Consider the following 14380-nt stretch of genomic DNA (forward strand, 5'->3'; position numbering starts at 1 on the left):
CCGCCGCGAGGAGGCCGTTACAGGCTCACATCATTGATGAATTTGGGTTGTCAGCATTCAATAATGCAGCACTGACAATCAAACTCAATTCATCAAAAGGCCGGCCATGTACTCCTCCGAACGCCTGAAAGGCATCGATGTTTTCGTCGCCGTCGCCGATCTGGGCAGCTTCACCGCAGCCGCCGATCGGCTCAACCTCACCAGCTCGGCCATCAGCAAGAGTGTGGCCCGGCTAGAGGCTCGCCTGGGCGCACGCCTGTTCAATCGCACCACCCGCAGCCTGTCGCTCAGCGAAGCGGGCGTGCTGTTCTACCGCACCTGCACCTCGGTGCTGGCTGACCTGGAAGAGGTCGAGCACGCACTGGTCGCCAGCGATAGTCAACCCCACGGTAAAGTCCGAATCGAGCTACCCGCCTCCTACGGTCGCTTGCATGTGCTGCCACTGATCCTCGACTTTATCCGCCTGCACCCTCTGCTGCAGCCGCATGTGTCGTTTTCCGATCGTTTTGTCGACCCGGTGCACGAAGGTATCGATATCGTCGTGCGCATCGGTGGCCCGGATGCATGGCCGGCCGCGCTCGGCCACCAGTACTTCGGTGCCCAGCGCCTGATGTTCTGTGCCGCCCCCTCGTACCTGGAGAAGCACGGTGTGCCGCAAGACGAGCGCGACCTGGAACACCATCACTGCATCGGCTATGGCCACACCGACGGCATGGTCAGCCCATGGTTCTTCAAGGGCCGCCAACCTGGCGAGATGGAGCGACGCACCGTGCAGCCGCGCATCGCGGTGGGCGACGGCGAGGGGGAAGTTGCAGCCGTGCTGGCCGGTCATGGCATCGGCCAGCTGCCCACCTGGCTGACCCAGCAACACCTCGATCAAGGGCGGCTGGTAGAGGTGTTGCCGGCCCTGGCCACCGACGGCCTGCCGATGAACCTGGTGTGGCTGAAAAGCCGCGAAGGGTTACCCAAGGTACGCGCCTTGCGCGACTACCTGCTGCCCCGGTTGTCGCCTCACGGCACCCGTGCCAGCACCGCGGGCTGACGCGAAAGGCTGCTGACCAGCGGCACCAGGCCCAGCGCCAACAGCGCGACACCGGCGGCCATGTAGCCCAGGTACTCGATACCCAAGCCAGAGATGGTCATGCCACCGAGCAAGGCGCCCAGGCCGATCCCAGCGTTGGCCGCCGACACATTGGTGGTACCGGCCAACGCTTGGGCGTGCGTCACCGAACTCATCACCCGCACCTGGCTGACGGGGTACAGCGCCGTGTTGGCAATGCCCCACACCGCCAGTGCCAGGCAGAATGCCAGGCCGGCACCTGCCAGCGGCACCAGCGCCGCCATACCGATGGCCAACAGCAGCAGGAACAGCGCCGTCGCCCTGAGCGGTGAACGGTCCACTGCGCGCCCGCCGATCCAGTTGCCAAACAGGCCGACTGCGCCAAAGCCCATCAGCCACCAGCCGGTATGAGCCGGTGCGACGCCGACAACCCGCTGTAGCAGATCGGCCAGGTAGGTGTAGCCGGTAAACATCGCGGTGAACACCACCACCGACAGCAGCACATTGGCGAGAAAATAGCGCTCCTTGAAAATGCGCGCCTGCTGCATGAAATCGATTTTCGCCGTGCGGGCGACTCGCGGCATCCACAACCCCATGGCCAATGCCATCAGCAACGACAGTGCGGCCAGTATCCAGAACGCGCCACGCCAGCCCACGGCATTGGCCGCCACAGTACCCAGCGGAATGCCCAGCAACATCGCCGCCGAGATGCCCAGGTAAACCTTGGCGATGGCCTGCCCCGCGCTATCACGCCCGGCCAGGTGCCCGGCCGTTTCGCTGGCCGTGCCCCAGAACACCGGCAATGCCAGAGCCGGAATCACCCGCGCGATAGCCAGCACCCAGAAACTGCTCGATGCCGCAGCCAGCGCATTGGCTGCGGCAAACACCAGCAGGATGGCGATGAACAACCGCTTGCGGTCCAGATGGGCCAATGCGGCTGTCAAGACCGGGCCGGCAAGCATGACGGTAAAGGCGAACAGCGTAACCAACTGGCCCGCCATCGAGATCGATATCTCCAGGTCCTGGCTGAGCGCGGGCAGCAACCCGACAATGAGGAACTCGGTGGTGACGATCAGGAATGCCGAGAAGGCCAGGATGGCGATGCTGATTGCAACATTTCGCCCGGTAGTGGCAGCCCCAAGGCTGGATTCATGAACAGGCATCAAGACAGGCTCCAGAAAAGAGTCTGTCAGTCTATTGGCAAAATGGGTTCATATTTCTGGTCATATTTCATAAATTAAATGAACCAGATTCATCAATCATGGGGCAATGTATACAACTTTCATGAATTCTGATTACATAACCATTCGCCTACGACCTCGGTAAACGCCGATGCGTATTGCGACGGGCCTTAGCCATGTCATCTTCAACCCGCAAGAAAACCCTCCTCGTCAAGAACGCTGCACTTCTGGTCACCATGGACGGCGAACGCCGCGAAATCAAACACGGCGGCCTGTTCATCGAAGACAACCTGATCAAGCAGGTCGGCCCCAGCGATACCCTGCCACAACAGGCTGATGTCATCCTGGACATGGCCGGCAAAGTGGTGATCCCGGGCCTGGTCAACACCCACCACCACATGTACCAGAGCCTCACCCGCGTGGTGCCTGCTGCCCAGGACGGTGAGCTGTTCAACTGGCTGACCAATCTGTACCCGATCTGGGCACGCCTGACCCCAGAAATGATCGCGGTGTCGACCCAGACCGCGATGGCCGAACTGATCCTGTCCGGCTGCACCACCTCCAGCGACCACCTGTACATCTACCCCAACGGCTGCAAGCTCGACGACAGCATCCATGCCGCCGCAGAGATCGGCATGCGCTTCCACGCCGCGCGCGGCAGCATGAGCGTGGGCCAGAGCCAGGGCGGCCTGCCGCCTGACGCGGTGGTGGAAAAGGAGGCCGACATCCTCAAGGAGTCCCAGCGCCTGATCGAGGACTACCACGATGCCAGCCATGGCGCGATGCGCCGTATCGTGGTGGCGCCCTGCTCGCCCTTCTCGGTCAGCCGCGACCTGATGCGCGAAGCCGCCGTGCTGGCGCGGCAGTACGGCGTGTCGCTACACACCCACCTGGCCGAAAACGTCAACGATATCGCCTACAGCCGCGAGAAATTCGGCATGACCCCCGCCGAATACGCCGAAGACCTCGGCTGGGTCGGTCACGATGTCTGGCACGCACACTGTGTGCAGCTCGACCAGCACGGCATCGAGCTGTTCGCCCGCACCGGCACCGGGGTCGCCCATTGCCCTTGCTCGAACATGCGCCTGGCCTCAGGCATCGCCCCGGTGCGCAAGATGCGTGACCACGGCGTGCCGGTGGGCCTGGGGGTCGATGGTTCGGCGTCCAACGACGGCGCCAGCATGATCGGTGAAGTGCGCCAGGCCTTGTTACTGCAACGGGTAGGCTTCGGCCCCGACGCCATGACCGCACGCGAAGCACTGGAAATCGCCACCCTGGGCGGTGCCAAGGTGCTCAACCGCAATGACATCGGCGCCCTGGCACCCGGCATGGTCGCCGACTTTGTCGCCTTCGACCTGGGCCACGTGGCCTATGCCGGCGGCCATCACGACCCGCTGGCGGCACTGGTGTTCTGTACCCCGACCCAGGTGCACACCAGCGTGATCAATGGCCGTGTGGTGGTCAAGGACGGCCAGTTGGCCACCGTCGACCTGCCCCGCGTACTGGAGCGCCACAACCAGCTGGCGCACCAACTGGTCAGCGGTGCGTGATGCACCCGGCTGCTGCGTCCCATGTCGGGCGCAGCAGCCTGCTCACGCCTGCTGGCGGATGGCGTTCTAGGTACGCAGCACTGCCATCAGGTGCGCAGGACCTGCTCCCCTGCATTGCTCGGCAAGCGGATGGCATCCACCAACGCGACGCAGGCGATCAATGCAACGCCGATCAACGCCCAGTGAAAGTCACTGACTGACATCTCAGTCTCGCCGCCCCGCACCATCATCGCTACGCGTAGCAGCAGCGCCACCACGGCCACACCCAAGGCCATCGCCAGCTGGAAGCACATGCTGAACAACGTCGAAGCCTCGCCCATCTGCTGCTTGGGCACTTCGGCAAAGCCGACAGCGTTGTAGGTGGTGAATTGCATCGACCGCGAAAGCCCACCCACGAACAGCACCGCCGCCATCCAGTACCACGGCATGCCTGGCTGCAAGCCCAGGCACGCCAGCATGCATCCAACGCCAATCACGCCATTGACCAGCAACACCCGGCGAAAGCCATAACGGCGCAGCAAGCGGGTGGTGAACGGCTTCATCGCCAGGTTGCCCGCGAAGATCGCCAGCACCAGCAACCCGGCATCCACTGGCGACAGGCCAAAACCGATCTGCAACAGCAGAGGGATCAAAAACGGCAAGGCGCTGATCGACAGGCGGAACAAGGTACCGCCCACGATGCTGACCCTGAACGTGGGGATAGCCAGGGTTGCCAGTGGCAACAGCGGTGCAGGATGGCGGTTGCAGTGACGGATCGCCAACCCGGTCAGCCCCCCACCCAGCAACACCAGCGCCAGCCCGGTCCCCAGGCTGCCCCCAGCCAGTGAACCAAGCATTTCCAGGCCGACCAGCCACGCCGCACAAGCCGACGCCAGAAACAGGAAGCCCAGCATGTCGAAACGGCGCGTTTCATCTGCACGGGCATTCGGAACCAGTAACCAGGCCGCCGCGATCGCCAGCAACCCGAGGGGGATGTTCAGGTAGAAGATCCAGGGCCACGACCAATGGGTGACGATCAGGCCACCGAGCGGTGGCCCCAGTACTGGCGCCACCAGCCCGGGCCAGGTGATCACCGCAAGCATTTTCACCAGGTCTTTCTTTTCGGTGGTACGCAGCACCACCAACCGGCCTACCGGCACCATCAAGGCACCGCCAATACCCTGCAATACCCGCGCGGCGACGAAGGCTTCCAGGTTGGGGGCCATACCACACAGCAACGACGCCACGGTAAACAGGCCGATGGCCCCGGCGAACACTTGTCGCGGGCCAAAGCGGTCGGTCACCCAGCCGCTCAGCGGAATGAATACCGCCACCGCCAGCAGGTAGGCACTGATGCCGATGTTCAGGCTGACCGCATTTTCGCCGAAGTCACTGGCCATCTGCGGCAGTGCCGTGGCAATGACGGTGGCGTCGAGGTTTTCCATGAAGAAGGTGATGGCGACCAGCAAGGCGATGCAGGTGGCTTGGCGGGAGGTATAGGGGGCTGCCGGATTGGCCAAGGTACGCGTCCTTCTGGTTGGCAATGAATCATGGGCCGTGGAGCAGCCCCTGTGGGAGCGGGCATGCCCGCTCCCACAAAGGTCGGTGCTGGGACCTAGAGCATGCGCAAGGCCGCACGCAACGCCAGCAGGTAAGTCTCGACACCAAACCCGCAGATCTGCCCACGCACCACTTCGGCAAACACCGAGTGGTGCCGAAACGGCTCCCTAGCATGGATGTTCGACATATGCACTTCAACCACCGGCACCTCAAGAATGGCCAGTGCATCACGAATACCGTAGCTGTAATGCGTCCACGCCCCGGCATTGATCAGCACTGCATCCACCCGCTCGTCAAAGGCCCGATGGATACGCTCGCACAGGGCACCTTCGAAGTTGCTCTGGAAGCTTTCGACCCTTGCCCCCAGCTCCGCGCCCAGCGCCTCCAAGGCGTGGTCGATGTCGGCCAGGGTTGCCGTGCCATACTGGCGCGGGTCGCGCTTGCCAAACATGTTGTGGTTGATACCGTGCAGCATCAGGACATTGGCGACCATGGCTTACTCCAGCGCAATCGTCAGGCGGTCGATCACGGCACGGGTTTCAGGCCGCACTCCTCGCCACCAGGCAAACGCCTCTGCGGCCTGCTCGACCAGCATGCCCACGCCATCCGCCAGACGTGCCACACCGGCCTCGCGCGCCAGGCGCAGGAACGGCGTGAGGCCTTTGCCGTAGGCCAGTTCATACGCCAGTCGCGCTTCGCTCAGCACCCCGCCAGGCAGCGGCGGCAGTTCACCGACAAGACTGGCGGAAGTGGCGTTAACCACAATGTCGAAGGTTTGCCCTTCCAGCGCTTCGTAACGGCTGATACGCAGCCTTGGGTGATCCAGTTCGTTACGCAGTGCCAAGGCTTTGGACATGTCGCGGTTTGCAATCACCAGCTCGCTGGGCTGCGCGTGCAAGAACGGCAACAGCGCACCGCGCACTGCACCACCGGCGCCAAGCACCAGCACACGGCGGTTACGCAGCGGCTCACCGAGGTTGTCTTCGATATCGCGCAGCAAGCCGATGCCGTCGAAGTTTTCAGCTGTGATGTGGCCATCCTCGAACTTCAGCGCATTGGCGGCCCGGGCCAACTGCGCGCGCTCGCTGCGCCGGTCGGCCAGTTCGAAGGCACGCAGCTTGAACGGCGCGGTGATGTTCATGCCCAGCCCACCGTCAGTGCGAAACTGCAACACCTGGGCCTCAAAACCGTCCAGCGAGCCTTCAATAGCCCCGTATTCCAGGTGCTGGCTGCTGGCCTGAGCGAACAGGCCATGAATCAGCGGTGACTTGGTGTGGTTGATCGGTCGGCCGATCACTGCGTAGCGGTCGCTCATCGTGTATCTCCGTGGGTAAACAGCACACCGTCTGCCTGCATGGCGGTGATTTCTTCAGGGCTGAAGCCAAGCGCTGCGGCCACTTCGGCGTTGTGCTGGCCGAGGTCAGGGGCTACCTGATGGATCGTGGTGTCACAGCCGGAAAACCGGAACGGCAGATTGGGCAGGCGCAGGGTGCCGTAGCGAGGGTGCAGCTGTTCGATGACCATGTTGCGCGCCTGGATTTGCGGGTCTGCCAACACCTCATCGATACGCTGGACCTTGGCACTGGGAATGTCGACGGTGTCGAGCAAGGCGAGGATCTCGGCCACCGAGCGCGCACCCGCCCAGTCACGCACCACCGCCAGAATCGCCTCGCGGTGGGCATTGCGGCCATTCAGGTCGTGGTAGCGGTTATCGCTGCCAAAACCTGCCGGGCCGCCGTTGGCTTCGAGCATGGCGGCGAAGCGCCGCCAGGCATCATCGACCTGGGCTGCAATCACCAGATCGCCGTCGGCGGCGCGGAACACGCCGTACAAGGTAGACGTGGGCATGTCGTGGCCGGTCTGCTCGGGCAGCACGGTGCCATCGGACAGCGTGTAGCACTGCACGGCGTACTCATGCATCGACACCAAGGTGTCGTACAGCGCCATGTCAATGTGCTGGCCGCGCCCACTGCTCACCCGCCCCAGCAGCGCCGCATTGATCGCGGCTACAGCGTGAATACCGGTGTACATGTCGCCCAGCGAAATGCGCAGCAATGGCGGCGCTTCACCCGGCACGCCGACCATCTGCATGATCCCGCTCTTGGCCTCGGCGATCAGCCCGAAACCGGCGCGGTGGGCATCCGGCCCGGTGTGGCCATAGGCGGAGATCGAGCAGTACACCAGGCGCGGGTTACGCACCGACAGCTCGGCATAACCCAGCCCCAGCTTGTCCAGCGCGCCGGGGCGGTAGTTTTCAATGAACACGTCGGCCGAGTCGGCCAGGCGCTGCATGAAGGCTTTTCCGCGTGGGTCCTTCATGTTCACGCTGACGCCCTGCTTGCCCATGTTCATCTGCAGGAAATAGCCGCTCTGCTGATCGTCCAGGGTAAAGGCGTGCTGGCGGCCAGCATCGCCGCTGCCCGGCCGTTCGACCTTGATCACTTCAGCGCCCAGCGCCGCCAGGCAGCGCCCTACATAGGGCCCGGCAAGGAAGTGGCTGTAATCGATGACGCGGATACCCGCCAATGGCAATGCCTGGCTCATGCCTGCCCCCTCCGTGGCACCATCAACCGGTGCTCACCGCGCTGCACGACCTGGCCATGCTGGTTGACCAACTCTGACGGCAGCACCACGATGCCCCAGCCTGGCCGGCTGTTGCTCGGTCGCATCGCCCCCACCCGCATGCGTACGTGCAACACATCGTTGACCTTGATCGGCAACACGAAGTCCCAGGTCCAGCCCAGCGACATGCCCGGCAAGAAGCGGTACTCGCACTGGGTCTTCAAACCATCGGCGATCGACAGCCCGAACAGGCCGTGCGCAACCAGGCAGCCGAAGTGGCTGGCGTTGGCGTAGGCCTCGTCGACGTGCACCGGGGTGTGATCACCCGTGAGATCGGCGTAGGCCAGGATGCGCTCACGGGTTACGGTATAGGTGGGGCTGATGCACTCATCGCCTTCGCGGGCATCATCCCAGTATCTTTCCACCCCGCTCATGCCTGCACCTGCGCACGCGGGTCGATGGCCAGTGCCTGGGCAACACACTTCGCCGGCAACGCCTGAATGAACTCCACCGCCAGACCATCCGGCAGGCGCAGCCAGTTGCGGCCCTGGGGCATTTCGCTGACGCCATAGCGCTGGGCGGCTGCCAGCACGCTCTCCAGGTCTTCGCACATGATGCCCAGGTGTGCCATGCGCCCCTCAGGGCCGGCAAAGTCGGGCTGGTGAATGAACTGCAGGCCACCCAGCGTCCAGTACTGCGCCGGTTGCTCGACGCTGCCCTGCACCTCACGCATGGTCATGCCACACACTTCGCTGAAAAAGCGGATATGCCACTGGATGTCCTGCACCCAGAACGCCACGTGTTCAAGGTAGGCTTTTGGCTGGCTCATGGGTTGTCCCTTTTCTGATGATCGGCCATCGCGCGTTCGATGCCCTTGATACAAGCCACCAACGTGGCGTTGACCGGTGTGGCGACGCCATGGCGCTGGCCCCAGCGCACGACAGAGCCATTGATGAAGTCGATTTCGGTGACCGAGCCTTTTTCCAGGCTTTGCAGCATCGAGGTGCGGAAGCTCGATGGCAGGCCCTCGGCGGCCAAGGCCCACGCTGCGTCGGGGCTGGTCAGGCTCAGGCTTATGCCGGCACGCTCGGCCACGGCAATCGCCTCGGCCACCGCAGCTTTGGCAGTGCTGGCCAGCAGCGGCTCGCTGTACAACTGGCCGTAGCTAAGCATGGTGATGCCGCTGAGTGCGCCCGTGGCGACATTGACCAGCAGCTTGTCCCACATGGTACCGAGGATGTTGTCACTGACCGTGGTGGCCAGCCCGGCAGCGTTGAAGGCCTCGGCGATGGCCTGCACACGCGCTGAAAGCTGCCCGTCGAGTTCACCGATGTAAGTGTGTTTGCCCGCCACACCAGCGCGAATCGAACCGGGTGCAAGCAGCACGCCGCCCACATAGGTCTTACCCGCCAACACCCGTTCCCGTCCGGCCACCTCGGCCAGAATGTCCTCGTGCCCCAAGCCGTTCTGCAGCGACAGCACCAGCGTCTGCGGCCCCAGCAGCGCGGTGGCCCCGGCCATCGCTTCGGCGGTGTGGAATGACTTCACCAGCACCACGACCAGGTCGGCCACACCCACGTCGTTGGCGTCCGTGGTGGCGTTGACGCGCACGTGGCGCTCACCGCGCTCATCCTGCACCTGCAGCCCGTGCAGGTTCATCGCTTCGACATGCTCGCGACCACGGTTGAGCAGCCAGGTTTCATGCCCGGCCTCGCTCAGCGCCGCACCAATGGCGCAGCCCAAGGCGCCGGCACCCAGAATGCAGACTTTCAAATCGCAGACCTCCTGTGGTTTGCGATTACCTTATGCAGCGGGCCTTATTCGCGCTATACAATGACTGCAATATGCCAATTGAGATTTACAATAATGTCTGCTGCCGACGCCCTGCCCGAGCCCAAGCTGCTGCAATTGTTCGATGTGCTCTACCACTGTCGTAGCGTTACCCGTGCCGCCGAACAGCTGGGCCAGAGCCAGCCGACCATCAGCATCTGGCTGGCCCGCCTGCGCCAGCAACTGAACGACCCTCTGTTCGTGCGCACCCCCGGCGGCATGGCCCCAACCCCGCGCGCCGACCAGCTGATCGGGCCTTGCCGCGAGGTGCTGGAGTCGCTGCGCAGGCTCACCGCCTGGGAGCCGCAGTTCATCCCCGCCACGGCACAACGGCGCTTTCGCCTGTGTGTCAGCGATGCCAGCCATATCACCCTGCTGCCAAGCATCCTCAACCACCTGCGCACCCATGCGCCGGGCATTCGCCTGGAGGCTGTGCGCATCGATGGCAACAGTGAAAGCGCGCTGGAGTCGGGCGAGGCCGACCTCGCCATCGGCTTTGTGCCTTGGCTGGGTGGCGGGATGTACCAGCAGGTCCTGTTCGAACAGGACTGGGTATGCCTGAGCAACCGCCAGCACCCGCGGCTGGAAGGCGGCATGAACCTGGCCCGCTACCACGCTGAAGGCCATGTGCAGATCAGCGCGGGGACCGGCCAGAAGTTGCTGGAAGCGGGGCTGGCCCGCGCCAGCATCGAACGTCGCATCGTGCTGGAGCTACCCGCGTTTCTCGGACTGGGCATGATCGTCGGCACTACGGACCTGGTCGCAACCCTGCCTCGGCATATCGGCCAGACCCTAGCCGATATGCACGACCTGCAAGTGCACGACTGCCCGTTTGCAGTTGAGGGTTTCACGGTGAAGCAACACTGGCACGCTCGCTACCACCAGGACAGTGGCAACCGCTGGCTGAGGGAGGTGATCCACAACCTGTTCGGCCGCCCGGCCTGAAGCACGCCCTCGATTACAGGCCCATGATCATCTCGTGCCAGGCCATGCCGCCGTGGTCCGACGGTGACGGTTTCACATACTGGTAGCCCAGCTTCTGGTACAGGGCCACATGCTGCTCTTTGCACATCAGGTGAATGGTCTGCTTGCCCGACGCTTTCATGCGGGCGATGAATGCTTCCATCAGCCGTTTGGCGTAGCCTTTGCCCTGGTGTGCCGGGTCCACCACTACTGACATGATCACCACGTTCGGTGCTGCCGGGTCGTGGCCGACCAGTTCCTTGAACGCTTCATCAGACATGACAACTTCGTGGGCGCAGCCGCTGTTGATGAAACCGACGATCTCACCTGCGATTTCCAGAATGAGAAAACCCTGTGGGTACTGTGCGATGCGGGTGCGGATCTTCTCCAGGGTGGCCGCCTCATCCCCTTCATAGGCGCCGATTTCAATGGCGTAGCATCGCTCGGCGTCTGCGGCGGTGGGGGTGCGGAACTGGACAATACTCATGGCTGATTCCTTGGAAACGTGAAAGCGTCTGCCATGGTAAATCAGGCGTGCGTTCTGGCGATATCGGGCCGCCACCCTCGGCCAGGCCAGCCGCGTGGTGCTTGATGCTGGCCAAGGATGGCAAGCATCATGGGCGTATACCCCTCACACCACGGATACCCCTATGACCGCTGCACACTACCCCCTCGTGGAGCCCGGCCGCTGCAAACGCTTGAAGGCGGCCAGCAGCCGGGACCATGACAGCGTCGATCAACTGGTGATGGCGGCACGCCCTTTCGAAAACCGCGAGCGCTATGGCCGTTTCCTGCAGGTACAACACCGCTTTCACGGCAGCCTGTTGACGTTGTACAACGATGCACAGCTCAACCAGCACCTGCCAGGGCTGGTTGGGCTGTCGCGCTTCGCTGCGGTCGAAACCGACCTGCGTGATCTCGGCCTGCCACTGCCAACGCGCCCTCAACAAGTCTGCGTCGGCCCGGCCGAGGCCTTGGGCTGGCTATATTGCAGCGAAGGTTCGAATCTGGGGGCGGCGTTTCTGTTCAAGCAAACCCAGCGCCTCGGGCTCGATGGCGACCAAGGCGCCCGCCACCTGGCGCCACACCCGGATGGCCGTGCGCTGCATTGGCGCGAGTTCGTTGCCCGGCTCGACGGCCTGGTGCTGGACGACCAGGACGAGGCCGCAGTGGTCGCTGGCGCGATTGCCGCGTTCGACAGTTACCGGGCGCACTTGCGTGTGATATTTGCGGGTTTATGAGCTTGTGGCTCAGTGATACCCCTCGCCGTCCTTCACCTTGCCGCGGAACACGTAATACGACCAGGCCGAATACCCCAGGATGAACGGAATGATCAGCAACGCCCCGACCAGGGCGAAGCCCAGGCTCTGCGGTGGCGCCGCCGCTTCCCAGATGGTCAGGCTGGGCGGCAGCACGTACGGCCAGATACTGATGACCAAACCGCTATAACCGAGGAACACCAACACCAGCGACCAGACGAAAGGACCGGCATGGGGCGTACCGCGCAACGACCTGAGGATCGCCCAGGTGGCCACCAGCACCAGTACCGGTACCGGCAGGAAGAACCAGAAGTTCGGCAGGCCGAACCAGCGGTCGAAGATCGCCGGGTGCGTCAGCGGCGTCCAGATGCTCACAATCAGCATCGCCGCCACCGTCGCCAGGGTGATCGGTGAGCAGGCACGAATGATACTGGCCTGCAGCCGGCCCTCGGTCTTCAACACCAGCCAGGTGGCGCCCAATAGCGCATACGCCACGACCACGCCGATCCCGCAGAACACGTTGAACGGTGTCAGCCAGCTCATCAGCCCGTTGGTGGCCACGCCATCGACAATCGAATGCCCGTCGATGAACGCGCCCAGCATCACGCCCTGGAAAAACGCCGCCGCATACGACCCGCCAATGAAGGCCCGGTCCCAGAACGGCTTGTGCGCATCATCGGCCTTGAAACGGAACTCGAACGACACGCCACGCCAGATCAACCCGGCCAGCAGGCCGAGCGCCGGGATGTACAGCGCGCTGAGCAAAATGGCGTACACCTTGGGGAATGCCGCCATCAACCCTGCCCCGCCCAGCACCAGCCAGGTTTCGTTGCCATCCCACACCGGCGCCACGGTGTTGACCATGGTATCGCGGTGGTCGCGGTCGGTGATGAACGGGAACAGGATGCCGATACCCAGGTCGAAGCCATCCATGATGACGTACATCATCACGCCAAAGCCGATGATCAAGAACCAGATCAGCGGAAGATCAATACCCATGACAGCGTCTCCGGTCAGTCAGTGTGATTGGGCGAATTCGGATACAGCGGGTCGTCCACGGCCGACAATGGGCGGGCCGGGCGCTGGTTGGCGGCCACGGGGTGCTCATGGTCGTCGTGCGGCTGCGGCCCCTTGCCCACCATGCGCAGCATGTAAACGACGCCGGTGCCGAACACAGCCATGTACATCACCACCAGCACCACCAGGCCCACCGACAAGGTCAGTGCCGAATGATCGGAAACGGCGTCCTTGGTACGCATCAGGCCGTACACCACCCACGGCTGTCGGCCGATCTCGGTGACGTACCAGCCGGCCAACAGGGCCACCAGCCCGGAAGGCCCCATCCACAGGGCAAACCGTGCCAGCCCCCGCGACGCGTACAACTTGCCGCGCCAGCGCTGCCAGGTGCCAAACAGACCGAGCACGACCATCAGCAACCCCAGGCCGACCATGACCCGGAAGCACCAGAACAGGATGGTCGCGTTGGGCCGGTCTTCTCTCGGGAAGTCTTTCAACGCCGGGATCTGTCCGTGCAGGCTGTGGGTCAGGATCAGGCTGGCCAGGTTCGGGATCTCGATTTTGTAGCGGGTGGTTTCTGCTTCCATATCGGGTATACCGAACAGGATCAGTGGCACGCCCTGCCCCGGCGTGTTGCTCCAGTGGCCCTCTACGGCGGCAATCTTCGCCGGCTGGTACTTGAGCGTGTTCAAACCATGCATGTCACCAATCAGCACCTGCAGCGGCGCGGTGAACAGCAGCATCCACAACGCCATCGAAAACATCTTCTGCACTGCCGGGGTGCGGTTGCCACGCAGCAGGTGCCACGCCGCCGAGGCGCCGACGAACAATGCAGTCGACAGCATGGCGGCGGTCACCATGTGCGCCAGGCGGTACGGGAACGACGGGTTGAAAATGATCGCGAACCAGTCCACGGGCACTACTACGCCATTGATCACTTCGTGGCCTTGTGGCGTCTGCATCCAGCTGTTGGATGCCAGAATCCAGGTGGCGGAAATCATCGTCCCCACGGCCACCATCAGCGTGGCGAAGAAGTGCAGACCACGGCCGACCTTGTGCCAGCCGAACAGCATCACCCCGAGAAAGCCTGCTTCAAGGAAGAAAGCCGTCAGCACCTCATAGGTCAGCAACGGGCCGGTGATGCTGCCGGCGAACTGCGAGTAGAAGCTCCAGTTGGTGCCGAACTGGTAGGCCATGACCAGCCCCGAGACCACGCCCATGGCGAAGTTGACGGCGAAGATCTTCGACCAGAAGTGGTAAAGGTCGAGGTAGGCGTTTTCCTTTTTCCACAACCACAGGCCTTCCAGCACGGCCAGAAACGCCGCCAGGCCAATGGTGATGGCCGGAAAAATGATGTGAAAGGTGATGGTGAAACCAAACTGTATACGGGCCAGCTCCAGGGCTGTAAGGCTGAACATG

Annotated in this window: 15 protein-coding genes; 4 read left to right on the forward strand and 11 right to left on the reverse strand. The window is 63.2% G+C overall.

Going from position 1 to position 14380, the window contains the following annotated elements; genetic code table 11:
* Positions 1-106: 106 nt before the first annotated feature.
* Positions 107-1042: a LysR family transcriptional regulator gene (locus FHW75_RS06875; RefSeq protein WP_019098895.1), complete on the forward strand. Its 936-nt coding sequence runs from the start codon at positions 107-109 to the stop codon at positions 1040-1042.
* On the opposite strand, the gene FHW75_RS06880 is transcribed toward FHW75_RS06875, so the two are convergent.
* Positions 1012-2223, reverse strand: a complete 1212-nt coding sequence (locus FHW75_RS06880; RefSeq protein WP_027615116.1) for an MFS transporter — start codon at positions 2221-2223, stop codon at positions 1012-1014. The genes FHW75_RS06875 and FHW75_RS06880 overlap by 31 nt on opposite strands.
* Positions 2224-2417: 194 nt before the next feature.
* Between FHW75_RS06880 and FHW75_RS06885 the strand changes: the two genes are divergently transcribed.
* The gene (locus FHW75_RS06885; RefSeq protein ID WP_019098897.1) at positions 2418-3791 is read left to right on the forward strand and encodes an 8-oxoguanine deaminase; all 1374 of its coding nucleotides are present in this window, start codon (positions 2418-2420) and stop codon (positions 3789-3791) included.
* Positions 3792-3877: 86 nt separating this feature from the next.
* Here FHW75_RS06885 and FHW75_RS06890 read toward each other — a convergent pair whose 3' ends face one another.
* The 7 genes from FHW75_RS06890 to FHW75_RS06920 form a co-directional block, all read right to left on the reverse strand.
* Positions 3878-5290, reverse strand: a complete 1413-nt coding sequence (locus FHW75_RS06890; protein ID WP_183673384.1) for an MFS transporter — start codon at positions 5288-5290, stop codon at positions 3878-3880.
* A 95-nt stretch (positions 5291-5385) separates the two neighbouring features.
* Positions 5386-5823 (reverse strand): type II 3-dehydroquinate dehydratase, encoded by a 438-nt coding sequence (aroQ, locus tag FHW75_RS06895; RefSeq protein ID WP_019098899.1) that lies wholly within the window; start codon positions 5821-5823, stop codon positions 5386-5388.
* Between the two features lie 3 nt (positions 5824-5826).
* The gene (gene aroE / locus FHW75_RS06900) at positions 5827-6645 is read right to left on the reverse strand and encodes a shikimate dehydrogenase (RefSeq protein WP_019098900.1); all 819 of its coding nucleotides are present in this window, start codon (positions 6643-6645) and stop codon (positions 5827-5829) included.
* Positions 6642-7874, reverse strand: coding sequence for a CaiB/BaiF CoA-transferase family protein (locus FHW75_RS06905; protein WP_016714607.1), 1233 nt, complete (start codon positions 7872-7874; stop codon positions 6642-6644). The genes aroE and FHW75_RS06905 overlap by 4 nt, the downstream gene beginning before the upstream one ends.
* Entirely contained in the window at positions 7871-8326 is a 456-nt protein-coding gene (locus FHW75_RS06910; RefSeq protein ID WP_016714608.1) for a MaoC family dehydratase, read from the reverse strand. Before FHW75_RS06910 ends, FHW75_RS06905 begins: the two co-directional genes overlap by 4 nt.
* Positions 8323-8721 (reverse strand): VOC family protein, encoded by a 399-nt coding sequence (locus FHW75_RS06915; protein WP_016714609.1) that lies wholly within the window; start codon positions 8719-8721, stop codon positions 8323-8325. The genes FHW75_RS06910 and FHW75_RS06915 overlap by 4 nt, the downstream gene beginning before the upstream one ends.
* Positions 8718-9665 carry a ketopantoate reductase family protein gene (locus FHW75_RS06920; RefSeq protein WP_025754531.1) on the reverse strand — a complete coding sequence of 316 codons (948 nt, stop codon included), beginning with the start codon at positions 9663-9665 and terminating at the stop codon, positions 8718-8720. Before FHW75_RS06920 ends, FHW75_RS06915 begins: the two co-directional genes overlap by 4 nt.
* Before the next feature lie 93 nt (positions 9666-9758).
* Between FHW75_RS06920 and FHW75_RS06925 the strand changes: the two genes are divergently transcribed.
* Positions 9759-10667: a LysR family transcriptional regulator gene (locus tag FHW75_RS06925; RefSeq protein WP_016714611.1), complete on the forward strand. Its 909-nt coding sequence runs from the start codon at positions 9759-9761 to the stop codon at positions 10665-10667.
* A gap of 13 nt (positions 10668-10680) precedes the next feature.
* Here the strand turns inward: FHW75_RS06925 and FHW75_RS06930 are convergent, their stop codons facing one another.
* The gene (locus FHW75_RS06930; RefSeq protein ID WP_019097282.1) at positions 10681-11172 is read right to left on the reverse strand and encodes a GNAT family N-acetyltransferase; all 492 of its coding nucleotides are present in this window, start codon (positions 11170-11172) and stop codon (positions 10681-10683) included.
* 163 nt (positions 11173-11335) lie between these two features.
* On the opposite strand from FHW75_RS06930, the gene FHW75_RS06935 reads away from it, so the two are divergent.
* Positions 11336-11926, forward strand: a complete 591-nt coding sequence (locus FHW75_RS06935; protein WP_019097283.1) for a biliverdin-producing heme oxygenase — start codon at positions 11336-11338, stop codon at positions 11924-11926.
* 9 nt (positions 11927-11935) lie between these two features.
* Here the strand turns inward: FHW75_RS06935 and cydB are convergent, their stop codons facing one another.
* Positions 11936-12943, reverse strand: a complete 1008-nt coding sequence (gene cydB, locus FHW75_RS06940) for a cytochrome d ubiquinol oxidase subunit II (protein ID WP_019097284.1) — start codon at positions 12941-12943, stop codon at positions 11936-11938.
* Positions 12944-12957: 14 nt separating this feature from the next.
* Positions 12958-14379 (reverse strand): cytochrome ubiquinol oxidase subunit I, encoded by a 1422-nt coding sequence (locus FHW75_RS06945; protein ID WP_025754534.1) that lies wholly within the window; start codon positions 14377-14379, stop codon positions 12958-12960.
* Position 14380: the final 1 nt, after the last annotated feature.

Source organism: Pseudomonas sp. OG7 (assembly GCF_014192825.1).
GTDB classification, from domain to species: Bacteria; Pseudomonadota; Gammaproteobacteria; order Pseudomonadales; family Pseudomonadaceae; genus Aquipseudomonas; species Aquipseudomonas monteilii.